The sequence below is a fragment of the Chelatococcus sp. GCM10030263 genome (genome assembly GCF_042666455.1).
Lineage (GTDB): Bacteria > Pseudomonadota > Alphaproteobacteria > Rhizobiales > Beijerinckiaceae > Chelatococcus.
In genome coordinates this window covers 166553-186371 of the sequence record NZ_JBHTDB010000007.1, presented here as the reverse complement: position 1 = coordinate 186371, position 19819 = coordinate 166553, and the positions used below count along the sequence as shown (strand labels likewise).

The window sequence follows — 19819 nt, the reverse complement described above, 5'->3', positions numbered from 1 at the left end:
ACGGCGGACGGTTTGCTGCCGGAGGGCAGTCACGAGGACCGATAGCGAGGCGATGGCAAAACGCGGCAAGGACAAACTGAAGGACGAGCCCGGCAAGCGTGGCGCGGCCGGCATCGAGGAAGCACGTGCCTTTGTCGATGCCCGCGAAATCGAGGAGATCGAGTGCGTCGTCCCGAATCAGGCGGGCGTTGCGCGCGGAAAAGTGATGCCGGCGGAAAAATTTTTCGGCAATCCCACCATGAGCCTGCCCGGCGCCATCTTTTACCAGACGATCTCGGGCGATTATCCCGACGATATCCTGGGCAAGGAGGTGCCGGCCGACGGTGACCTCGTGCTCATACCCGATTTCTCGACGCTCGCCGTCGTGCCCTGGGCGAGCGACCCCACCGCCCAGATCATCCACGATGCCTTTTTCCGCGACGGCCGGCCGGTCGAGACCTCGCCGCGCCAGGTGCTGAAGCGCGTCGTCGAGGCCTACCGCCAGCGCGGCTGGCGGCCGATCGTGGCGCCGGAGATCGAGTTCTACCTCGTCAAGCGCAACACCGACCCCGACTATCCGCTCGAGCCACCGATCGGCCGCTCGGGTCGGCCGGAGATCGGCCGCCAGGCCTATTCGATCGCCGCCGTGAACGAATTCGACGCGCTGTTCGACCGCATCTACGACTATTCCGAGGGCCAGGGGCTGGAGATCGACACCCTCATCCACGAGGAAGGTGCGGGCCAGATGGAGATCAACCTGCGCCACGGCGACCCGGTCGATCTCGCCGATCAGGTGTTTCTCTTCAAGCGCACGATCCGCGAAGCCGCACTCGCCCACGACATGTATGCGACCTTCATGGCCAAGCCGATCGCCCGCGAGCCGGGCTCGGCCATGCATATCCACATGTCGATCGTCGATGCGGAGACCGGCGCCAATATCTTCACCAACCCGGCCGACGGCCAGCCTACGCCCGAGTTCTTCGCCTTCATCGGCGGGCTGCAGACCCACTTGCCGGCCAGCATGGCGATGCTCGCGCCTTACGTGAATTCCTATCGCCGCCTGACGCGCCACTCCACCGCGCCGATCAATACGCGCTGGGGCTACGACAACCGCACGACCGGCCTGCGCGTGCCCCCCTCCGGCCCGGAAGCGCGGCGCATCGAGAACCGCGTCCCCTCCTCCGACGCCAATCCTTATCTCGCGATCGCCGCGTCGCTGGCTTGCGGTCTGCTCGGCATCGAAAGGCGGCTCCGGCCGGATGAGCCGGTCACCGGCTCCGCCTATGAGCTCGATCACGACTTGCCGCTCGGGCTCCTGGAGGCCGTCTCCGAACTGGAGGAGAGCGAGGCGCTGCGCGAAGTTCTCGGTGAGAGCTTCCTGCGCGCCTTCACGGCGGTCAAACGCTCGGAGTTCGAGACCTTCATGGAGGTCATCAGCCCGTGGGAGCGGGAGTATCTCTTGCTCAACGTGTGATCGGGGACCGGCATGGTCGGCTCTTGCACTGCCGATGAGGATCTGCGCGGCCCCGGCGTGAGCGCTTACCACGTCACGCCGCGACGCAACCTTGCCTCCATCGCCGAGCACGGCCTGCGGCCCGGCCATGGCGGCATGGGTGGGGCTTGTGAATATTCGGCGCGAGAGCCTCTGACGCGCGCTGCCGATATCGACGTCTTCGCAAAGGTATCCGCCGCGCTGCAGCGGATCCAGCTCAGCGGCGGCTATCGCGAAGCCCTGCTGGACGAGATCTATGACGAGAACGCCGTGCGCTATCTGCGCTGGAACAGCCGCGGCAAGGTGCATCTCACCCTCGACCCGCTGAGCGTCTATGAATATGTCGCAAGGCTGTGGCCGAAAAGCGCCGATCCGCAGCAGGTCCCCTTCGTCCTGGAAATCCGTCTCCGCATGCCTGAGGCCCATCGCTTCCACATCGATCCCGATGCCGCCCGAGGTTGCATCTTCACGCGTTCTCCCATCGCGCCCGACCGCCTCGCCGTCCTCGTCGCGCCGCGCTGCCTCGGACGGCGAACGCCGGACGGCTCGGAAGAGGCCATGCGCGCACCGCTCACACGCTTCCGCGGCATCGACCCCATGAAGCTCGAGCCACGCTGGAGCATCGAAGAACTGGCGTCCCGCGGCTCGGGTGCTCATCGCTATGGGCCGTTCTGGACGCTCCTCAGCGAGCGCCGGCCACGCGCCGGAACGACCGGCACCTTGCCGCATGCCGGATTCTGATCGCGCATGCCTCAGCCCGTCGTTTCCCGCGAGCGTGACGTCCGCAATCTCTACGAAGCGAATGCGCTGACGCCGGCACCGGCGACGGGCGCGCTCGCCGACGGAACGGGTTACGACATCTGCGTCATCGGTGCCGGCCTCACCGGCCTCAGTGCAGCCTTGGCGCTCGCCGAGGCGGGCGGCCGCGTGCTCGTGCTCGAAGCCACACGCATCGGCGGCGGTGCCTCCGGCATCAGCGGCGGCCAGATCCACCCGGGCCAGCGCCGCGATCAAGGCTGGCTGGAGGCAACGCTCGGCAAGGACAAGGCACATCGCCTGTGGGATTTTGCCGAGAACGCCAGGGGATGGCTGCTCGAAACCGTCGCGCAGCGCCGCATTGCCTGCGAGATCACGACCGGGCTCCTGCATCTTGCCCATCGCCGTGATCGCTTCGACGGTCTGGTGGAGGATGCGCGCCATCTCGCCGCGCATTATGGACGAAAGGACCTCGACATCCTGACCGCGGCCGACCTGCCGCGCATCACCAGCGCGCGCGGCTATGTCGGAGGTGTATTCGACCCGCATGGCGGGCAGCTCGACCCGCTCGCCCTGACGCGCGGCCTTGCCATCGCTGCGATCGCCGCCGGCGTGCGGATCGTGGAGAACGCGCCGGTCAAACGCATCGCGCGCGCCGGCCGGCACTGGGATCTCCACATCGCTGACCGCGTCATCGCAGCGCCTGTCGTGGTCGCGACAGGCGACGGCACGCTCGGCGAGCTTTTGCCCGAAGTTGCAGCGCACGTCTTCGCCATCGCCAATTTCATGGTGGCAACCGCGCCGCTCGGGCCGCGCGCCGCGCACGTTCTGGCCGGCCCCTATGCCGCATCCGACACGAAATATGTCGTGAACTACTTCAAGCGGACGGCCGACGATCGCCTCGTCTTCGGCGGGGGCGAGAGCTACGGCAAGGCCCTGCCGGCAAGCTTTCCACAGCGTGTACGCCGGCGCATGCTCACCGTTTTCCCCGAGCTTGCCGATGTGGAGGTCACCCACGCCTGGGGCGGCCTGCTCGGCGTCACGGCAACGCGCCTGCCCTTTATTCGACGCCTTCAACCCGACCTTTACGTCGCCTCCGGCTTCTCGGGCCAGGGCGTGATGCTCGGTCCCTACACAGGGGTCGCGATAGCGCGTGCGATCGGCGGAGAGAGCGCGGATTTCGACCTCATGGCGAGCCTGCCGGTGCCAGGCTTTCCCGGCGGGCGATACTTGCGGCGGACACTCGTCGCAAGCGCCATGATCGGAGCGGGGTTACTCGACAGGTTGTAAGAAACTTGAGAGTTTAAAGCCCAAAAATCGCGCTCTAATCCTAAACCGGACTATACGATCATTGTTGATCGAGAATTATAATTATGCTTATCTCTTATCCGCTGGCTATCGCTCAATAATGATCGGTTCAGATGCACACTCTGACAAAGCTAGTAGATGAATATTATTTCAGCGCGAAGCAGACGCGCGAGGATTACGACGAATATTCGTATGGGCTATCCCAGCCGCCCGATGGAAAGGCGTATTTCTGGTTCAAGGCCCGCCGCAGGCCGGATTCGCAGGAACCGATCGCGAAAGAGCTCGTCTTTGGGGGCCCAGACGCAGCTGTCGCCATCCTCGACGACAGGGCGGACAAGCTTGAGCGTATCGACGCGACGGCCGTGAGGCATGAATTCGCTCTGAAACTGAGTGCGCAGAACGGCGCCACCGTCCGCCACATCAACGGCAGCGACGGAACCAATGTCATTGATCTAGGGCAAGACTACAAAGCTTGGAATGCCATCAAGCTTGGCGACAGCAATGACGTGATCCAATTGGGACCCAAAGGCGGACAGGTGTTTGCCGGAAAGGGCCGGAATTTCATTTTCGCTGATAGAGGCCGCGACGAAATCATCATCGCAGCGGCCGATGATTCCACATGCACAAGCGCTTCGGATTCGAATCTGACAACGGTCAGGTATTTTCAACAGAGTCAGGACAAACTCAGGCTTTTGTTCGAGACGAAGGGTTGGGTCAGCGACGACGTGCAAGAACGGATTGATCAGGCTCTCTCCGTGCTGCCGGCTGGCACTTCCCTCTGCGGCAGATATAACGCTGCGAAGGACATACGGGGCGTCGACGAAGGCCACGTCTTTCGCTTCAGGCATGGTTACCATGATTACATCGGGGTCGATAACCAAGCCTGTACATTAATCGACCTCGAACCGGGCGTGGCGTTCTTTTCCGGTCCGCCGAGCAATACCGACGTCTTGTTCCTTTGAGCTAGACGTCCCGCCGGTTCCAGCGACACAGCAGGTCCGCCCGCCTTGAGCTCGCCTCAATGCCCTCCGCCGCCAGCCGCGGCACCACGGGCCTGCGGCCGCTTCATCACCGGCAGAATGAGGACGAGGACAAGGAAGAGAAAGGTCAGCGTGTAGAACACGTCGGCGAAGGACATTACCAGCGCCTGCTGGCGGACGATGCCCGCAAGCTGCTTGAGGGCGGCAAGGCTCGCGTCCGATCCGCGCGCCGCCATGCCGGCGGTAATCGATGCCAAGGTCTCTTCGGCCGGCAGGTGTCCCCAGGCGACCTGCTCGTGCAGGCGCGAGAGATGGAGATCCATCCGGTTGTTCAAGACGGTATTGATGATCGCAAGCCCCACGGCCCCGCCGAGATTGCGCGTGAGATTGAACAGGCCCGAGGCGTTCTTCATCGTCTCCGGCGCGAGGGTGCCGAGCGCCACATTGCTGATCGGCACCATGCAGATCATCATCGATACGCCACGCAGGATCTGGGGCACCAACAGCTCCCAGAAGTCCCAATCCGTCGTGATATAGGTCACCTGCCAGGTTCCGAGCGCAAAGCCCGCGAAGCCGAGCCCCATCATGGCGCGCGGGTCGAGCCTGGTCATGAGGCGTCCGGCGAGCGGCGCGGCCATGAACATGGCAAGGCCCGACACGAACATGGTTTCGCCGATCATGAGGGCCGAATAGCCGCGCACCCGTGCCAGATAGACGGGATAGAGATAGGTGAGGCCGTAAAGGCCAATGCCCATCACGAAGCTGAAGCCGGATCCCATCGCGAAATTGCGGTCGAGAAAGGCGCGCAGGTCCACCACCGGGTCGCGCGCCGTCAGCACCCGAGCGAAGAAGGCCACGCAGGAAAACGCCGCGACGATGGCGAAGATCAAAATGACGTTGTCATCGAACCAGTCGTTGGCCGGCCCTTCCTCGAGCACATATTCGACGCTGCCGAGAAAGCCCGCCATGAACAGAAGCCCCCACCAATCGAAGCGGTCGAGGAGCGACAGGTCCGGCTCGTCGAAATCGACCAGCAGGAAGGTCGATATGGCCACGAAGATGCCAGGCACGATATTGACCAGGAACAGCCAGTGCCAGGAGAAGAGATCGGTGAGATAGCCGCCGATGGTCGGGCCGATCGTCGGCGCGAGCGTGGCCACGAGCCCGATGATCGGCGAGACCACCGCCTGCTTGTCGCGCGGAAAAGCACTGAAGGCGGTCGCGAAGACCGTCGGGATCATGCCCCCGCCGATGAAGCCCTGCAGCGCCCGATAGACGATCATCTCGTTGATGGAGCTAGCTGTCGCGCACATGACGCTCATCACGGTGAAGCCGGTCGCCGAAATGACGAAGAGCCACCGGGTCGACAGTGCCCGCGACAGGAATCCCGACAGCGGGATCATGATGACTTCGGCGATCAGATAGCTCGTTTGAACCCACGGAATTTCATCGGCGCTGGCGCTGAGACCGGCCTGGATTTCCGAGAGCGCCGCCGAGACGATCTGGATGTCCAGGATGGCCATGAACATCCCGAAGACCATGCAGATGAACGCAAAGAATTTCCGTGCCGGAACGCCCAGCACGAGAAGGGGCGGCCTGTCCGCGCCCGCAGTCGCCGTTGCGCTCATGATCGCCTCACGTTCTCTGTGGCCCTGCTTGTGAGCCCGAGCGGCTTGTGATCGTCAGTGGGGGAAGCAACGAGCCGGCTGGCCGGCTCCGTCAGGGCTTCACAGAGGCCGTCGCAGCCGTGGCCGCGCCCGGCTCGTGGCGGGTGTCGACGGTCGCGACGACCGACATGCCCGGACGCAGCACATGGTCGCGAAGAGCGTCCGCGGTGAACTGGATGCGCACCGGCATGCGTTGCACGATCTTGGTGAAATTGCCGGTCGCGTTCTCGGGCGGCAGCAGGCTGAACAGGGCACCCGAGGCGGGCGCGATGCTGGCCACCGTGCCCTTGAAGACGCGGTCGGGATAAGCGTCGACGGTGATGTCGACCTCCTGGCCCGGCTGTAGCTGGTCGAGCTGGGTTTCCTTGTAATTCGCGTCGACATAGACGGCATCGAGCGGCACGAGGGCGGCGAGCCGCTGGCCGACCGACACAAGCGTGCCGATCTCCATGGCCTTGTTGCCGACGACGCCCGACACCGGCGCGCGGACGACCGTGAAGGAGAGGTCCCGCTCGGCCTTGGCGAGATCGGTCTTGTCCTCGTCGAGCCCGCGCTGGGCTTCGACGCGCTGGGCATTGAGCACGCCGACATTCGCCTGGGCGGAGGCGAGTGCGGCCTGCGCGCTTGCGAGATTGGCCCGCGACCGGTCCCGGTCGGTGCGCGCGTTATCGAGGGCTTGCTTACTCGCGTAATTACTCTTGGCGAGCTGCGCCTGCCGACCGAATTCCAGCTCGGTGCGCTCGACATCGGCTTTTGCGGCGGCGATCTGGGCCTCGGCCTGCTGAACGGCTGCCTCGGCTGCCTTGATCTGCTCCCCGATGCGGGCGATCGTCGCGTCTTGGCTCGCGATCTTGTTCTGCGCCGACTGCACGGCGAGGCGGTAGTCGCCGTCGTCGATCCGGGCGATCACGTCGCCCTCGCGGACGAGTTGATTTTCCGTGACATCGATTTCGGTGATGTAGCCGGACACCTTCGCCGCGAGCGTCGTCATGTCCGCATGCACATAGGCGTCGTCGGTTTCGACCTCGAAGCGCCCCACCGTCCACCAGTGGTAGCCTTCATAGGCACCGCCGATGAGAGCGAGCGCCGCAACCGACATCAGGATGCGCTTGCGCAACCCGCCTTTCTTGGGCTTTGCCGGAGCGGCCGGCTCGCCGGCGGCAGTCTTGCCGGCCTGGCCGGCATCGCCCTGCCGGTCTTCTCCGGGCTTGCCGCGGGCGGGGCCCTCGGCACGCGCCGTGGCCGGCCCATGTTCTTCGTCCGCAGGCGCGGGAGCATCGGGTGCCGTCCCGGCAGGACGCACCCTCCCCGTTGCGTCCGGCGCGCTGGGTTTGTTGGTCTGAGGCATATCGCTGATGACGAGGTCATACCCGTCGGCCGCATCGTGGCGTCTGTCCATGGCGACACCCTCGCTCCGAGCATTGACCGAACGGTTCGGTCAGAGTAGCGCTTAATTAGATTGACCGAACCGTTCGGTCAATGCACTGTCACGTGCGCCATCGCACGTTCCAATGCATTCTCTTCGGCCCGGCTCGGCCTCATGTTCCCGTCGGCCGCCGGAGAGCAGACCGGCGATATGGAGGCCCAAATCATGGAATCCCTTGTCCTCGCCGCCAAAAGCGAGGAGCGCATGCAGGATGCAGCCAAGCGCCGCGAGATCATGGAGGGCGCAAGACAGGTCTTTCGCGCCCGCGGTTTCGATGGCGCCAGCATGGGCGATATCGCCAAGGCCGCCGGCGTGTCGAAGGGCACCCTCTACGTTTATTTCGACAGCAAGGAGAGTCTGTTCAGGGCCCTCATCAATCTCGACCGGCGCGACGCCGCCGAGCGCCTGTTCGACCTCGACGAGGAGGAGCCCGACGTGCGCGGCGTGCTGGGGCGGCTCGGCAGGAGCTTCGTCTCGATGATGCTGCAGCCGGACCACATCGCCCTGTTGCGCATGGTCATCGGTGCTGCCGAGAAATTTCCCGCGCTGGGCCGGGCCTTCTTCGAAGCCGGGCCTTGCTTCGGCGTGAGCCGGCTATCGGCTTATCTCGCGCGCCAGACCGCCGCCGGCCGCCTGAAGATCGACGATCCCGATCTCGCCGCCGCGCAGTTTCTGTCGCTGGTCCAAGGCGTTCTCACGAAAGGGCCGCTATTCGGCGTGAGCGAACCGCCCACTGCGCGCACGATCGAGACCACAGTCGACAGCGCGGTCGAGGTGTTCTTCGCCGCCTACGGACCGCGCGCCTGACCCCCGGCTTATTTCTCTTCGCGTAGGGCTTCCTCGACGCGTGTTTCGAGCACCTCCGGCCGCTTGATCACCAGCGCCCCCCGCGTGCGCTCGATGAGCCCTTCGGCGGTCAATGTGCTGAACTCGCGTGTCACCTGCTCGCGCCGGCAGCCGATGCGCGCCGCAAGCACATGATGATAGGGCGGCGGCGTCACCACCCTCTCGCCCTCGTGGCCGGCGCGGGTAGTCGACAGGCGCAGAAGCTCCGAATAGAGCCGGTGCCGCAGATCGAGCACCGTGTGCTCCATCAAGCGCGCGTTCAACTCGCGCACGCGGGTCGCCAGAAGCCTCAAGAGGCGCTCGTTGACGACGGGCGATGCGAAGATGATCTCACGAAAGACGGGCGCCGGCATGATGCAGACCTCGCCGCGCGTCAGCGCCGTGACATTGGCCGACCGCTTGATGCCGTCGATCGCCGCAAGCTCGCCGAAGAACTGGCCGGCCCGCATCTCGCCGAGAATCACTTCCTTGCCGGCCTGGCTGCGCACGAGCACCCGCACCTCGCCTGCGACAATGAAATAGACATCGCTCGAGACATCCTCGAAATCGACGAGGATCTCGTCCGTGTCGAAGCGGCGCCAATTGCAGCGCTGCTCGAAGGACGCCAATTCCAGATCGGTGTCCTTGAAAAACGGAACTCGCGCCAGCTGCACCATAACGACGATTCGCCCCTTTGCCGGGATGCATCGTCTCGGTCGCGACGGCCAGGGTCAAGCGGCAACACTATCGGCAGCTGTCCGACAGGGCGAAACGACGGAAATATAGCTGCAAACCGGTGCGGCGCTGCCGTTCAGTCCAACCGCTGCATCCACCCGGCACCGAGATCGACCCCGGCACCCGCATGGGCGCCAAAGGCCGTGGCGATCAACAGAAGGCCCATCACCAGTCCGACGAGCACCACAGCCAGCGCGGGGAGGGAAAAAAGATTGACGTGCAAACGCATGACAGAACCCGAATCACAGCTTTTCCACAGCCCATCCACAGCTTGTCCTGGTCTTGTTCCACGGCGGGATCGCGGCCGGACCGTGTCGAAGAGATGGCAAGCGAGACGCACCTTCGCGGACGGAGCTTGCGGCTGCGGCGACGGCACGGCACAAGACCGCCATGTTGCAGATCAACGACCTCACCTTCCGGCTCGGCGAGCGGCTTCTTCTCGACCGGGCGACCGTGGCCGTTCCGTCCGGCGCGCGCGTCGGCCTCGTCGGCCGCAACGGCGCCGGCAAGACCACGCTCTTCCGCCTCATCCGTGACGAACTGAGCCCGGAGAGCGGCACCATCTCCCGGCCCAAGCAGTGGCGCGTCGGCGCCGTGGCGCAGGAAGCGCCTGGCGGCCCGGAGAGTTTGATCGAGGTGGTGCTCGCCGCCGATATAGAGCGCGCCGCGCTCATCGCCGAGGCCGAGACGGCGGAAGATCCAATGCGCCGCGCCGAGATCGAGACGCGGCTCGTCGATATCGGCGCCCATTCGGCGCCGGCGCGTGCCGCCTCCATCCTGCACGGTTTGGGCTTCGATGCAGCCGCCCAAAACCGCCCCTGCTCCGCTTTTTCCGGCGGCTGGCGCATGCGCGTGGCGCTCGCGGCCGTGCTCTTTACCGAGCCAGACCTGCTGCTGCTAGACGAGCCGACGAACTACCTCGATCTGGAAGGCACCCTCTGGCTCTACGACTACCTCGCGCGCTATCCGCATACGGTGCTCGTCATCAGCCATGATCGCGACCTGCTCGACACCGCCGTCGATTCCATCCTCCATCTCGACCAGGGCAAGCTCGTCTTTTACCGCGGCGGCTACACCGCCTTCGATCGCCAGCGGCGCGAGAAGCAGGCTCTGCAGTCGAAGGCGCGCATGAAGCAGGAGTCGGAGCGCAAGCATTTATCGGCCTTCGTCGAGCGCTTCCGCGCCAAGGCCTCGAAGGCGCGCCAGGCGCAATCACGCCTGAAGCGGCTGGAGAAGATGGAGCCGATCATCGCAGTAGCCGACGAGGAGGTCTTGCCCTTCCATCTGCCCGGCCCGGACCGTCCGCTGTCGCCACCGCTCATCGCCATCGAGAGCGCCGGCGCCGGCTACGATGACCGTATCGTGCTCGACCGGCTCAATCTCACGCTGCTGCCGGACGATCGCATCGCGCTCTTGGGCTCGAACGGCAACGGCAAGTCGACCTTCGCCAAGCTGCTGTCGGGGCGGCTCGCGCCCATGAAGGGGCGTGTCGTCCATTCGCCCAAGCTCAAGACCGCCTATTTTGCCCAGCATCAGCTCGACGAGCTCAATCCGGCGGAAAGCCCGTTGCAGCACGTGGCCGCGCTCATGCCGGATACCCCGCAGGCGAGGCTCAGGGCGCGGGTCGCCCAGCTCGGCTTTCCCGGCGCCCGCGCCGAGACGCCCGTGGCGAAACTCTCGGGCGGCGAAAAGGCGCGGCTCCTGATGGGGCTTGCCGCCTTTGACGGCGCCCATCTCCTCATCCTCGACGAGCCCACCAACCATCTCGATATCGACAGCCGCCAGGCCCTCGTCGAGGCGATCAACGACTTCACCGGAGCCGTCGTGCTCATCAGCCACGATCGCTTCCTCATCGAGGCCTGTGCCGATCGGCTGTGGCTCGTCTCAGGCGGAACGGTGAAGCCGTATGACGGAGATATGGACGACTACCGCCGCTTCGTTCTCAGTGCGGACGGCAAGGCCGGGCGCGAGCCCCCTGCAAACGAGGAACCGAGCGTCCCGAAGCGCCCGGCCGGCCCGCGCGTCGCCCTCGGTCCGCTACGCAAGCGCGTGGATGAGCTGAACCAGCGCATCGTCAAGCTCTCCGCCGTCATCGCCAAGGTCGATGCCGCGCTTCAGGCGCCCGAGGTCTTCCGCGACAATCCGGCGAAGGCGGGCGAACTCGCCCGCATGCGAGCCGAAGCGGCCGAGGCGCTTGCCCGCGCCGAAGACGAGTGGCTCAACGTGAGCGCTGCGCTGGAGAACGCGCAGGGCTGACGGGGCCCACCAGTTTTCCTGCGCCGGCCACATCACGAATTCTGTCGCGATATTGTCCTTAAGGCGTATCGTTTCTTATCGGCATTTACCCGGTGGGAGTGTTCGATATGCAACAGATAATCCGTGCACCGCAAACATTCATCTACATTCCCACGCGTTCGCTGGCTTTAATTAACGCGGCCACCACTTGGAATATAGGCCGTGCAACGGCAGACAAGACGCAGCATCCAATCATCCACAAGCCTTTCGACAAATCGGAGGGGCCCTGGCTCAAAGCCAAACCGCTCGGCCCCGCAATAGTTCAGCCGGATGACAAGCTCTACGTTCTTCTATGTCACGAGGAAAGGAACGAGTTTCAAGACAATAAGCGCCCGCGGATCGGCGCCGTGCAAGACCGCGTTCCCGGTTGGCGCTATTATTTTTCGAAACCTGTGAAGTCGTGGGATCCTGAAGAATTCGCAGAGCATCTTCTCAGTGCCGGCCTCAACCGCGATTTTAGGGATCTAAGACTTCATGTCTCCTTCTCACGTTTTGAAGATGACGAACGAGGCAAGCGATTTGTCCATAAGCTCGCGAAGGCCTTAGCCAAAAGGGGCTTTCACAAAATAACGGTAACGGGATATCGTGGAATTCTTGTTATTCCCTCGTCAATAGGAGGGGATGTTGGTCACCGGCAAGCGATGTTCAGCGGAGGCTGCGCTAAAAAACCCTCCGAAACCAGGTATTCGGAACAATGCAAGGCATCAACTGATGAGACTCCATGGTATAGAGCCCTGTCGGATCGCCTTAAAGCAACTGGAAACCGCGCACAACATCGCATCGGCGAAACGACGAGAAATATCCGACAAGTTCCTGCAAGGATGGCGGTCGCAATCTTCGGTCGCTTGCAACCCTTCGCTTCGGCCAGAGCGGGCTGTAGAGATGCCTGCAATGCTATTTCCAATATGGTCCGTGCGAGCACCAATGGAGCGGATTAGCGTTTACCTCCAAGGCTGCAGCACCAGTACACCATCAAGCATGAATTACTTGCGATTAAGCACGAGGTATCCCCGTGGCGAAAGTTCCTCCTCTTGTACGCGGCGCAGCAAAACGTATCGCGCGAGCGGCCGGCGTGATGCCGCCCAAGAACGCCGGGCCCCCATCAAGGGCCGTCACACACATGCCCCGGGCTGAGCACAGTCGTCGCGGCATGCCCGCTCTCGACTATTCCTCCATGGAGGACAGTTTCGATCAGCCATCCACGTCGTCGAGCTATGATGATGCGCTCGTCCCGTGGGGGCTGAGCCACATCGCGCCTTATGCGGAAGAGCTGCTCAAGGTGCACCAGAAAGATCTTAAAGGTTTTTTTTACATACCACTTCGCTTGAAACGACGCATTCACCGAGAAGAATATAAATATGAGGGGAAGGAATATATCCATAATGCCTATGAAAGCAACGTAGAACATGGGGCACTTATTTGGAATAAATGGAGAACAGTGGCGGGAAAAGCCCCGTACGAATTCATTATCAAGCCTGATTATATGTCGGAGAAACGGTGGCTGCGCTCCGAGCCGCTAAAGGAGCTCGATCCAGCGACAACGAAGCTTTACATTCTCCTCGAAAACGTCAGCGGCTACCAGAACAACAAAAATGTCGTAATCGGTGGCAACGAGGCTCCTATCTGCGGGCTCGGCCCCTTTGGCTGTTTCACATCCGGACAGCGCTTGTGGAACGCTAAGGAATTCGCTGACCATCTTAAGAGATGCCGGCTGAATGAGGCTTACTGCCATATCCGGTTCTACGTGCCCTTTTCCATTTGCTATGACAGCGAATTAGCCGAAAAATTCGCCACCGATTTCGTGAAGGAGATGCATCAACACGGGTATGATTATCTGCGCGTGAGAGTGTATCGAGGAGAACCTTCATTTGATTATAAAGAACTCTCGAACGGCAGAGGTTTTCACCGATATGCGAGATACATTGTCGGGCGAGATCGCTGGGAGGAAGGCCAAGCAAGGCCTAAAGAACTAAGCTTCGAGATCAAGTCTTCGGATGTAGATAGCCGCTCCAACGCGGAAAAAACCATCGATCTGGTCAAGGATGGTTGCCGAAACGCAAAGAAAAAGATCAAGAAGGCGAAAAACGCGATCCAGCAAAAGGCCGCATCTCAGGTCTTGGGCTACGGGTACTCACACATAAAGAAAAAGCATTTGACTTGAACGCGCACGGTCCGCGGCAACCCGATCAAGGGCGCGGGCCTTCGCCCTCCCGCGCCGCATCCCCGGTCACCCGCGCCACGAGCCGCTCGGCGCTTGCCTTGAGCTGCGCGCGCGAGCCGTCGCGCGTATAGAACATATGGCCGCCCGGCATGACCTCGAGGCGGACCCGGTCGGGATCGGTGAGGGTCGCGGGCAGGCGGTTGAGTGCGATCTGCGATTCGAGATAGGGCGTCACCAGGTCGGTGAAGCCATGCGCCACGACCACCGTCAGTTTCGGATCGAGCGCCAGCGCCGCGCGCAAATCGCTCATCGCCTCTGCGGCCTGGCGTCCTGCGCCCCAGGACCAGCGGCGGCTGACTTCGCCGTTCAAGAGTTCATAGGGACGTGTCACCGGGTAATCGAGGACGCGCCGCGTATAGTCCACAGCCGCAGTCGTCAGCGGCGCCCGGCTCGCGTCGAGCACGGGGTCGTCGAAATCGCCGCTCACATCCCAGGGAGTAGGATCGATGCCGGTGACGAGCGCGTCGTAGTAGCTCGCGACCTGTCCCTCCTTGCGCTCGAGCTCATGCGCGATGCTGTTGAGATCCGGCTGTCCGCCGAAACGCGCGAGAAAGGCGCGGTCGAGCCCCGTGAGGTCCGCGACCTTGCTGATGATGCGCTCCACCGCCGCCGTGTCGCGCGGCCCGCTCAATACGTCGGCGATATACGCGCTGAGGGCGTAATGCTCCGCATCTGCAAGCGCCTCGCGCGTCACCGTTTCGCCCCGCATGACGCGAGCGGCGGCCGCGAGCGAGGGCAGCCGCGCCGCGCTGCCGAGCGGCAAGCCGCCCGACCGCAAGCCGAAATCCAGCACGGGTGAGATGATATAGAGGCCGGCGACGCCGACACCGTAGTCACCCTGCAGCGCATGGGCGATCTTGGGCACGCGAAAGCCGCCGTAGCTCTCGCCCGCGAGCAGCTTCGGCGACCGCAGACGACCGTTCTCGGTGAGATAGCGGGTCACGAAACGCGACAACACCTGGATATCGCCGCTGACCGACCAGATCTGGCGCCTGAGGTCCTGGTCGTCCCGGAGGAACCGGCTGTAGCCCGTTCCCACCGGATCGATGAAGACGAGATCGGTAAAGGGCAGCCAGGTATCGGAATTGTCGACGAGCGTCGGCGGCTTCGATGGCCCGTCACCCTGGTTGCCGAAGGCGAGTCGCTGCGGCCCGAGCGCTCCGAAATGCAGATAGGCCGAGGCCGCACCCGGACCGCCGTTGAAGGCGAAGGTGATCGGCCGGGTCGTCGGATCCTGCCCCTCCAAACTATAGGCGACATAGGCGATTTCAGCGGTCGGTCGTCCCGCCTGATCGCTGAGCACGATGCTGCCGGCGGTCGCCGCATAACGCTGCCCGCCGAGCGACGCCGGCAGGACGTGATGGGTTGTGACGGGCGCCGGCAGCCTCTCGTTTTCCTGCCCAGCATCCGCATTCTCGCGCTGGCGCTGGGCGGTGCCCTGCCCCGCCTGCCCTGCCGGCGCGGGTTGAGCCAGTCCCTGCGGGACGACGGAGATCAGCGTCAATGAGATGAGGGCGGCCTGCATGCCCCCGGCGATAGCGGAGGCGCGTCCCGCTCGCCTGCGGCGAGCCGGAACGCCGGACAGATCGATTGATGTGGATTGACTGCCGATGCGGTCTGTCATGACGCCTCCCGAGGAGCGGCGCTGCGCCGCATCAAGCTTTCTTTTCCCAACGCCCGCGCTCGTCCTGCTGCCAATAGGTGACGGCGTGTGCTTGTTCCCGCGCAAGACGCCATTGGCTGCGTGCGAAAGCCAAGGCCTCATCGTCATTGCCGTCAAATAGGACGACAATGCGGTCGTAGGTCGCCGCGCCATCGCCGAGACCTGCGCCGTCCACGAGGAAACGGACATGGGCGCCGTTCGGATTATCCGGCGTGCCGGTCAGGACCACGGGCTGGGCCGCGGCATCCGGATCGGCATCGGTGCCATGGGCCAGGAAGCTCTCCTCGCGATAGGTCCATAGATGATCGTCGAGGGCGGCGAGGCGCTCGCGGCTCGGCACTTCGATCACCGCGCGCCAGCCGCGCTCGAGGCTTCTCTCGACGAGCGTCGGCAACACCATTTCGAGCGGCTGGCGCTGCAAATGATAGAAGAACACCTCGGTCACGGCCGGCCTCCCGCGCCCCTCAGGCTTCGTAGTGATCCCTGACCAGCCGGTCGAGCAGGCGCACGCCCCAGCCGGAGCCCCAGCTCTTATTGATGTCGGACTGCGGCGCGTTCATGCCCGTTCCGGCGATGTCGAGATGCGCCCAGGGCGTGCCGTTCACGAAACGCTGCAGGAACTGGGCGGCGGTGATAGAACCGCCATGGCGCCCACCCGTGTTCTTCATGTCCGCAAATTTCGAATCGATCAATTTGTCGTAAGCGGGCGCGAGCGGCATGCGCCAGACCTTCTCCCCGGTCGTTGTGCCGGCCTGGGCGAGCCGTTCGGCGAGCGTGTCATCATTGCTGAACAGGCCGGCATGCTCCTGGCCGAGCGCGACCATGATGGCGCCGGTCAAGGTGGCGAGATCGACCATGAAAACCGGCTTGAAGCGATCTTGGGCGTACCAGAGCATATCGGCGAGAACGAGCCGCCCCTCGGCATCCGTATTGATGAGCTCGATGGTCTGCCCCGACAGCGAGGTAACGATATCGCCCGGCCGCTGGGCGCGACCATCCGGCATGTTCTCGACGAGGCCGATGAGCCCGACCGCATTGACTTTGGCCTTGCGCGCGGCGAGCGCGTGCATGAGGCCAACGACGCAGGCAGCCCCCGCCATGTCGCCCTTCATGTCCTCCATGCCGGCGGCCGGCTTGATGGAAATGCCGCCGGTGTCGAAGGTCACGCCCTTGCCGATGATGGCAACCGGCTTTTCCTTATCAGCGCCTCCGTTCCAGCGCATGACGACCACACGGCTTTCCCGATGCGACCCTTGGCCCACCCCGAGCAGGGCGCGAAAGCCGAGCTTCTTCAGGTCCTTCTCGTCGAGGACTTCGACCGTCACCCCGAGCTTCTCGAGGGCTTGCGCGCGATTTGCGAATTCCTCGGGAAAGAGGACGTTCGGCGGCTCGTTCACGAGATCGCGTGCCACCGCGATGCCGGCGCCGAGCGCCTCGGCGGTCTTGCCGGCCCGTTTGATCGCCGCCGGATCGGCGGCGAGGATGGTGATCTTGGGCGCCTTCGGCGGCTCCTCGCCGTTCTCTTTCTTGGTCTTGTAGCGGTCGAAGCGATAGGCGCGCAGCTGCATGCCGAGGGCCAGATCGCCCGCCTGCACGGCGGAAAACTCATGGTCCGGCAGGTCGGCGGCAACCGTCGCCCGCTCGCCCTTGAGCGCGCCTTGGACGACGCCCCCGAGGTTCAGCCAGTCGAGCGAAGCAATCTCGGCCGCAGGACCGGTGCCGACGATGATGAGACGATCCGCCGCGAGCCCCTGCGGCGCCGGTAAGATCAGCGTCTTCTTCGCCTTGCCCTTGAAATGCTCGGCGCCGGCCGCACGCGCGATTGTCTCCAGGACGGTCCCGCCGAGGATCTCGGCGGCACGGGCGCCTGTCTCGAGGGCGTCGTTGACGAAAATGACCAGATCGCCGCCGGCCGGGGCACTGAACGGCTTGAACTCGACTTTGATACGCTCGACCATGCGCGCCTCTTCCTCTCCGGCAGCAGTCCCGCCTGATGGGTTCGAGAGGTATAGCATGGTGAAAGGCGTGGCCAGGGGGCTGGTCGCCGCCCCCTACCCCTCCAAGCGCCGCCTTCAAACTGCCGTCCTTACCCCGCAGGGGTTTGCAGGATGCTGCGCACAACCGGCACCTCTTCTTGTGTGCTGCATCACTTGCCGGACGCGGTCCGACAGGATAGCTCCCTGTGTGAAAGTTGAGTTCAAGGCTGATGGGGCTGATCGACCGCTATATTCTCCGCAACGTCACGGGCGCCTTTCTGGCATGCCTGTCGGCGCTGACGCTCGTGATCTGGATCACCCAGATCCTGCGGGAGCTCGACCTTGTCACGGGCAAGGGACAGACGATCGGCATCTTCCTCATCGTGACGATGCTCTCCTTGCCGGCCTTGATCACGATCATCGCGCCGGCCGCCCTGTTCATCGCGACCCTTTATGCGCTCAACCGGCTGAATGGTGATTCCGAGCTGATCGTGATGAGCGCGGCGGGCATTCCCCCAGGCCGTCTGCTGCGGCCGTTCGTCACCGTCACGCTGGCGGTGACCTTCGCGGTCGCCCTCATGACGCTCTATCTCATGCCCCAGAGCTTCAATTCCTTACGCGATCTCATCACCAAGATCCGTGCGGATTTCGTGTCCAATATCGTCAAGGAAGGGCAGTTCACGACGCTCGACGCCGGCATCACCTTCCACTACCGCGAGCGCTCCGGCGACGCCCTGCTGGGCATCTTTCTTCAGGATCAGCGCGACCGCGACAAGGTGGTGGTCTATATCGCCGAACGTGGGCAGACCGTGGACGTGAACGGCAAGAGCTATCTCATACTGGAGACGGGCTCGGTGCAGCGCCAGGAGCGCGGCAGCCGCGATCCCGCCATGGTGACTTTCGATCGCTACGCCATCGACCTCTCGATCTTCGGCCCGGACGGCGCGGACATCATCTATAAGCCGCGAGAGCGGTCGACCTGGGCCTTGCTGACGCCGAATCCCAGCGAGCCCTATTACCAGCAGCAGGAGGGCCGTTTCCGCGCCGAGCTTCACGACCGCTTCTCGGCACCGCTTTACTGCATCGCCTTCATGCTCATCGCCTTCGCCGCCCTGGGTGAGGCGCGTACGACGCGCCAGGGACGCGGCGCGGCCATTCTCGCAGCTATCCTCGGCGTCGCGTTGGTCAGGGTGGCGGGCTTTGCCGCCTCGAGCGCAGTCGTGCGCACGCCGGAGGCCGTTCTCGGCGTCTATGGCGCACCGTTGATCGGCAGCCTTGTTTCGCTCGCCCTGATCTTCTACGGCACCGAGCTGCGCCGATTCATCACCGGCCTGAGGCACCGCCTGTTGGCGCGCCATGGAGGACCGTTCACCGCCACGGGGCAAGCCTGATGCTCATCGGCGCCACGCTCGGGCGTTACATCTCCATTCGGTTCGTGCGCACCATCCTGTCGGTCTTCGCGACCGTCTTCCTGCTCGTCTATACGCTGGATTTCGTGGAGTTGATGCGCCGCGCCGGCGACGCACAGAATGCAACCACCGGGCTCATGGTGCTTCTCGCGCTCCTGCGCACGCCCGCCGTGGTGGAGCAGGTGCTGCCCTTTGCGGTTCTCTTCGGAAGCATGGTCACGCTGCTCAATCTGAGTCGGCGCCTGGAACTCGTCATCGCGCGCGCTGCCGGTATCTCGGCCTGGCAGTTCCTGCAGCCGGGCTTCCTCGTCGCGATCCTGCTCGGCACCGTCGCGGTCACTCTCTACAATCCGCTTTCGGCCATATTGAAGCAACACGCCGGAGTGATCGAGGCGCGCGTCTTCGCGCGCAACAACGCCGCCAATGTCGGGCGCTATATCTGGGTCCGGCAGCGCAGCGTCGATGGACAGGCGATCATCCGTGCCGATACGGCCACCAACGACTCGGCGACGCTCATCAATGTCACCTTCTTCCTCTTCGATCAGAAGGGCCAATTCACCGAGCGTGTGGAGGCGAGCGAAGCTGATTTGCATGATGGTTACTGGCAGCTTAAGGACGCTCGGGTGATGTCCGCGTCGGCTCAGCCGGAGACGCACGAGACATTCCTGGTCGCGACCAGTCTCGACCGCTCACAGGTCCGAGAATCCTTCCTCCCAGCCAGTTCCGTGCCCTTCTGGGAGCTTTCGGCGGTCATTGATCGCACGGAACGCGCCGGCCTCGACGCGACATCCTATCGCCTGCAACGGGACGTGCTTTTGGCGCGGCCGCTGCTCTTCGTCGCCATGGTGCTCGTCGCCGCCTCGGTTTCCTTAAGATTTTTTAGATTTGGTGGCGTGGCACGCATGGTTCTGAGTGGCGTGGTCGCAGGCTTCATGCTTTATGTCGCAACGGAGCTCATGGAGGACCTCGGAGCATCCGGGCTCGTCAGCCCAATGGTAGCGGCTTGGTTTCCAGCCGTTGTCGGGAGTCTGCTCGGTACGCTCGCCCTTCTTTACCAGGAGGACGGGTGATGTCGTCCTGTGCGGAT

17 protein-coding genes are annotated in these 19819 nt (G+C 63.7%); 10 read left to right on the top strand and 7 right to left on the bottom strand.

The window, feature by feature from the left end; translation table 11 throughout:
- Positions 1-52 precede the first annotated feature (52 nt).
- The 4 genes from ACFQU1_RS17050 to ACFQU1_RS17035 all read left to right on the top strand — a co-directional run bounded on the left by ACFQU1_RS17050 (position 53) and on the right by ACFQU1_RS17035 (position 4497).
- Positions 53-1453, top strand: a complete 1401-nt coding sequence (locus tag ACFQU1_RS17050; protein ID WP_378134769.1) for a glutamine synthetase family protein — start codon at positions 53-55, stop codon at positions 1451-1453.
- 12 nt (positions 1454-1465) lie between these two features.
- Positions 1466-2212: a hypothetical protein gene (locus tag ACFQU1_RS17045; RefSeq protein WP_378134766.1), complete on the top strand. Its 747-nt coding sequence runs from the start codon at positions 1466-1468 to the stop codon at positions 2210-2212.
- Between the two features lie 6 nt (positions 2213-2218).
- Positions 2219-3517, top strand: coding sequence for an NAD(P)/FAD-dependent oxidoreductase (locus ACFQU1_RS17040; RefSeq protein WP_378134764.1), 1299 nt, complete (start codon positions 2219-2221; stop codon positions 3515-3517).
- Positions 3518-3648: 131 nt separating this feature from the next.
- Entirely contained in the window at positions 3649-4497 is an 849-nt protein-coding gene (locus tag ACFQU1_RS17035) for a hypothetical protein (protein ID WP_378134762.1), read from the top strand.
- 56 nt (positions 4498-4553) lie between these two features.
- On the opposite strand, the gene ACFQU1_RS17030 is transcribed toward ACFQU1_RS17035, so the two are convergent.
- Together ACFQU1_RS17030 and ACFQU1_RS17025 are read right to left on the bottom strand one after the other, a co-directional pair.
- Positions 4554-6143, bottom strand: a complete 1590-nt coding sequence (locus tag ACFQU1_RS17030; protein WP_378134760.1) for a DHA2 family efflux MFS transporter permease subunit — start codon at positions 6141-6143, stop codon at positions 4554-4556.
- A gap of 91 nt (positions 6144-6234) precedes the next feature.
- Positions 6235-7581, bottom strand: a complete 1347-nt coding sequence (locus ACFQU1_RS17025; RefSeq protein WP_378134758.1) for an HlyD family secretion protein — start codon at positions 7579-7581, stop codon at positions 6235-6237.
- Positions 7582-7773: 192 nt separating this feature from the next.
- Between ACFQU1_RS17025 and ACFQU1_RS17020 the strand changes: the two genes are divergently transcribed.
- Positions 7774-8415, top strand: coding sequence for a TetR/AcrR family transcriptional regulator (locus ACFQU1_RS17020; protein ID WP_378134756.1), 642 nt, complete (start codon positions 7774-7776; stop codon positions 8413-8415).
- 8 nt (positions 8416-8423) lie between these two features.
- Here the strand turns inward: ACFQU1_RS17020 and ACFQU1_RS17015 are convergent, their stop codons facing one another.
- Both ACFQU1_RS17015 and ACFQU1_RS17010 read right to left on the bottom strand, forming a co-directional pair.
- Positions 8424-9110, bottom strand: a complete 687-nt coding sequence (locus ACFQU1_RS17015) for a Crp/Fnr family transcriptional regulator (RefSeq protein ID WP_378134754.1) — start codon at positions 9108-9110, stop codon at positions 8424-8426.
- Positions 9111-9244: 134 nt separating this feature from the next.
- Positions 9245-9397 carry a hypothetical protein gene (locus ACFQU1_RS17010; RefSeq protein ID WP_378134752.1) on the bottom strand — a complete coding sequence of 51 codons (153 nt, stop codon included), beginning with the start codon at positions 9395-9397 and terminating at the stop codon, positions 9245-9247.
- Positions 9398-9558: 161 nt separating this feature from the next.
- On the opposite strand from ACFQU1_RS17010, the gene ACFQU1_RS17005 reads away from it, so the two are divergent.
- From ACFQU1_RS17005 to ACFQU1_RS16995, 3 genes are all read left to right on the top strand, one after another.
- Positions 9559-11424, top strand: a complete 1866-nt coding sequence (locus ACFQU1_RS17005) for an ABC-F family ATP-binding cassette domain-containing protein (RefSeq protein ID WP_378134750.1) — start codon at positions 9559-9561, stop codon at positions 11422-11424.
- A gap of 107 nt (positions 11425-11531) precedes the next feature.
- Positions 11532-12401, top strand: a complete 870-nt coding sequence (locus tag ACFQU1_RS17000) for a hypothetical protein (protein WP_378134748.1) — start codon at positions 11532-11534, stop codon at positions 12399-12401.
- A gap of 74 nt (positions 12402-12475) precedes the next feature.
- Positions 12476-13624 carry a hypothetical protein gene (locus tag ACFQU1_RS16995; RefSeq protein ID WP_378134747.1) on the top strand — a complete coding sequence of 383 codons (1149 nt, stop codon included), beginning with the start codon at positions 12476-12478 and terminating at the stop codon, positions 13622-13624.
- A 25-nt stretch (positions 13625-13649) separates the two neighbouring features.
- Here the strand turns inward: ACFQU1_RS16995 and ACFQU1_RS16990 are convergent, their stop codons facing one another.
- Genes ACFQU1_RS16990 through ACFQU1_RS16980 form a run of 3 tightly spaced genes read right to left on the bottom strand, consistent with a single transcriptional unit; the run spans position 13650 to position 17305 of the window.
- Positions 13650-15308: a S10 family peptidase gene (locus tag ACFQU1_RS16990; RefSeq protein ID WP_378134745.1), complete on the bottom strand. Its 1659-nt coding sequence runs from the start codon at positions 15306-15308 to the stop codon at positions 13650-13652.
- Positions 15309-15339: 31 nt separating this feature from the next.
- Positions 15340-15792 (bottom strand): DNA polymerase III subunit chi, encoded by a 453-nt coding sequence (locus ACFQU1_RS16985; protein ID WP_378134743.1) that lies wholly within the window; start codon positions 15790-15792, stop codon positions 15340-15342.
- A 19-nt stretch (positions 15793-15811) separates the two neighbouring features.
- Complete coding sequence (locus tag ACFQU1_RS16980) at positions 15812-17305, bottom strand: leucyl aminopeptidase (protein ID WP_378134741.1); 1494 nt, start codon at positions 17303-17305, stop codon at positions 15812-15814.
- Positions 17306-17553: 248 nt separating this feature from the next.
- Here ACFQU1_RS16980 and lptF point away from each other — a divergent pair, with 248 nt between their 5' ends.
- Complete coding sequence (gene lptF, locus ACFQU1_RS16975) at positions 17554-18714, top strand: LPS export ABC transporter permease LptF (protein ID WP_378134739.1); 1161 nt, start codon at positions 17554-17556, stop codon at positions 18712-18714.
- Positions 18714-19802: an LPS export ABC transporter permease LptG gene (lptG, locus tag ACFQU1_RS16970; protein ID WP_378134737.1), complete on the top strand. Its 1089-nt coding sequence runs from the start codon at positions 18714-18716 to the stop codon at positions 19800-19802. Before lptF ends, lptG begins: the two co-directional genes overlap by 1 nt.
- Positions 19803-19819: the final 17 nt, after the last annotated feature.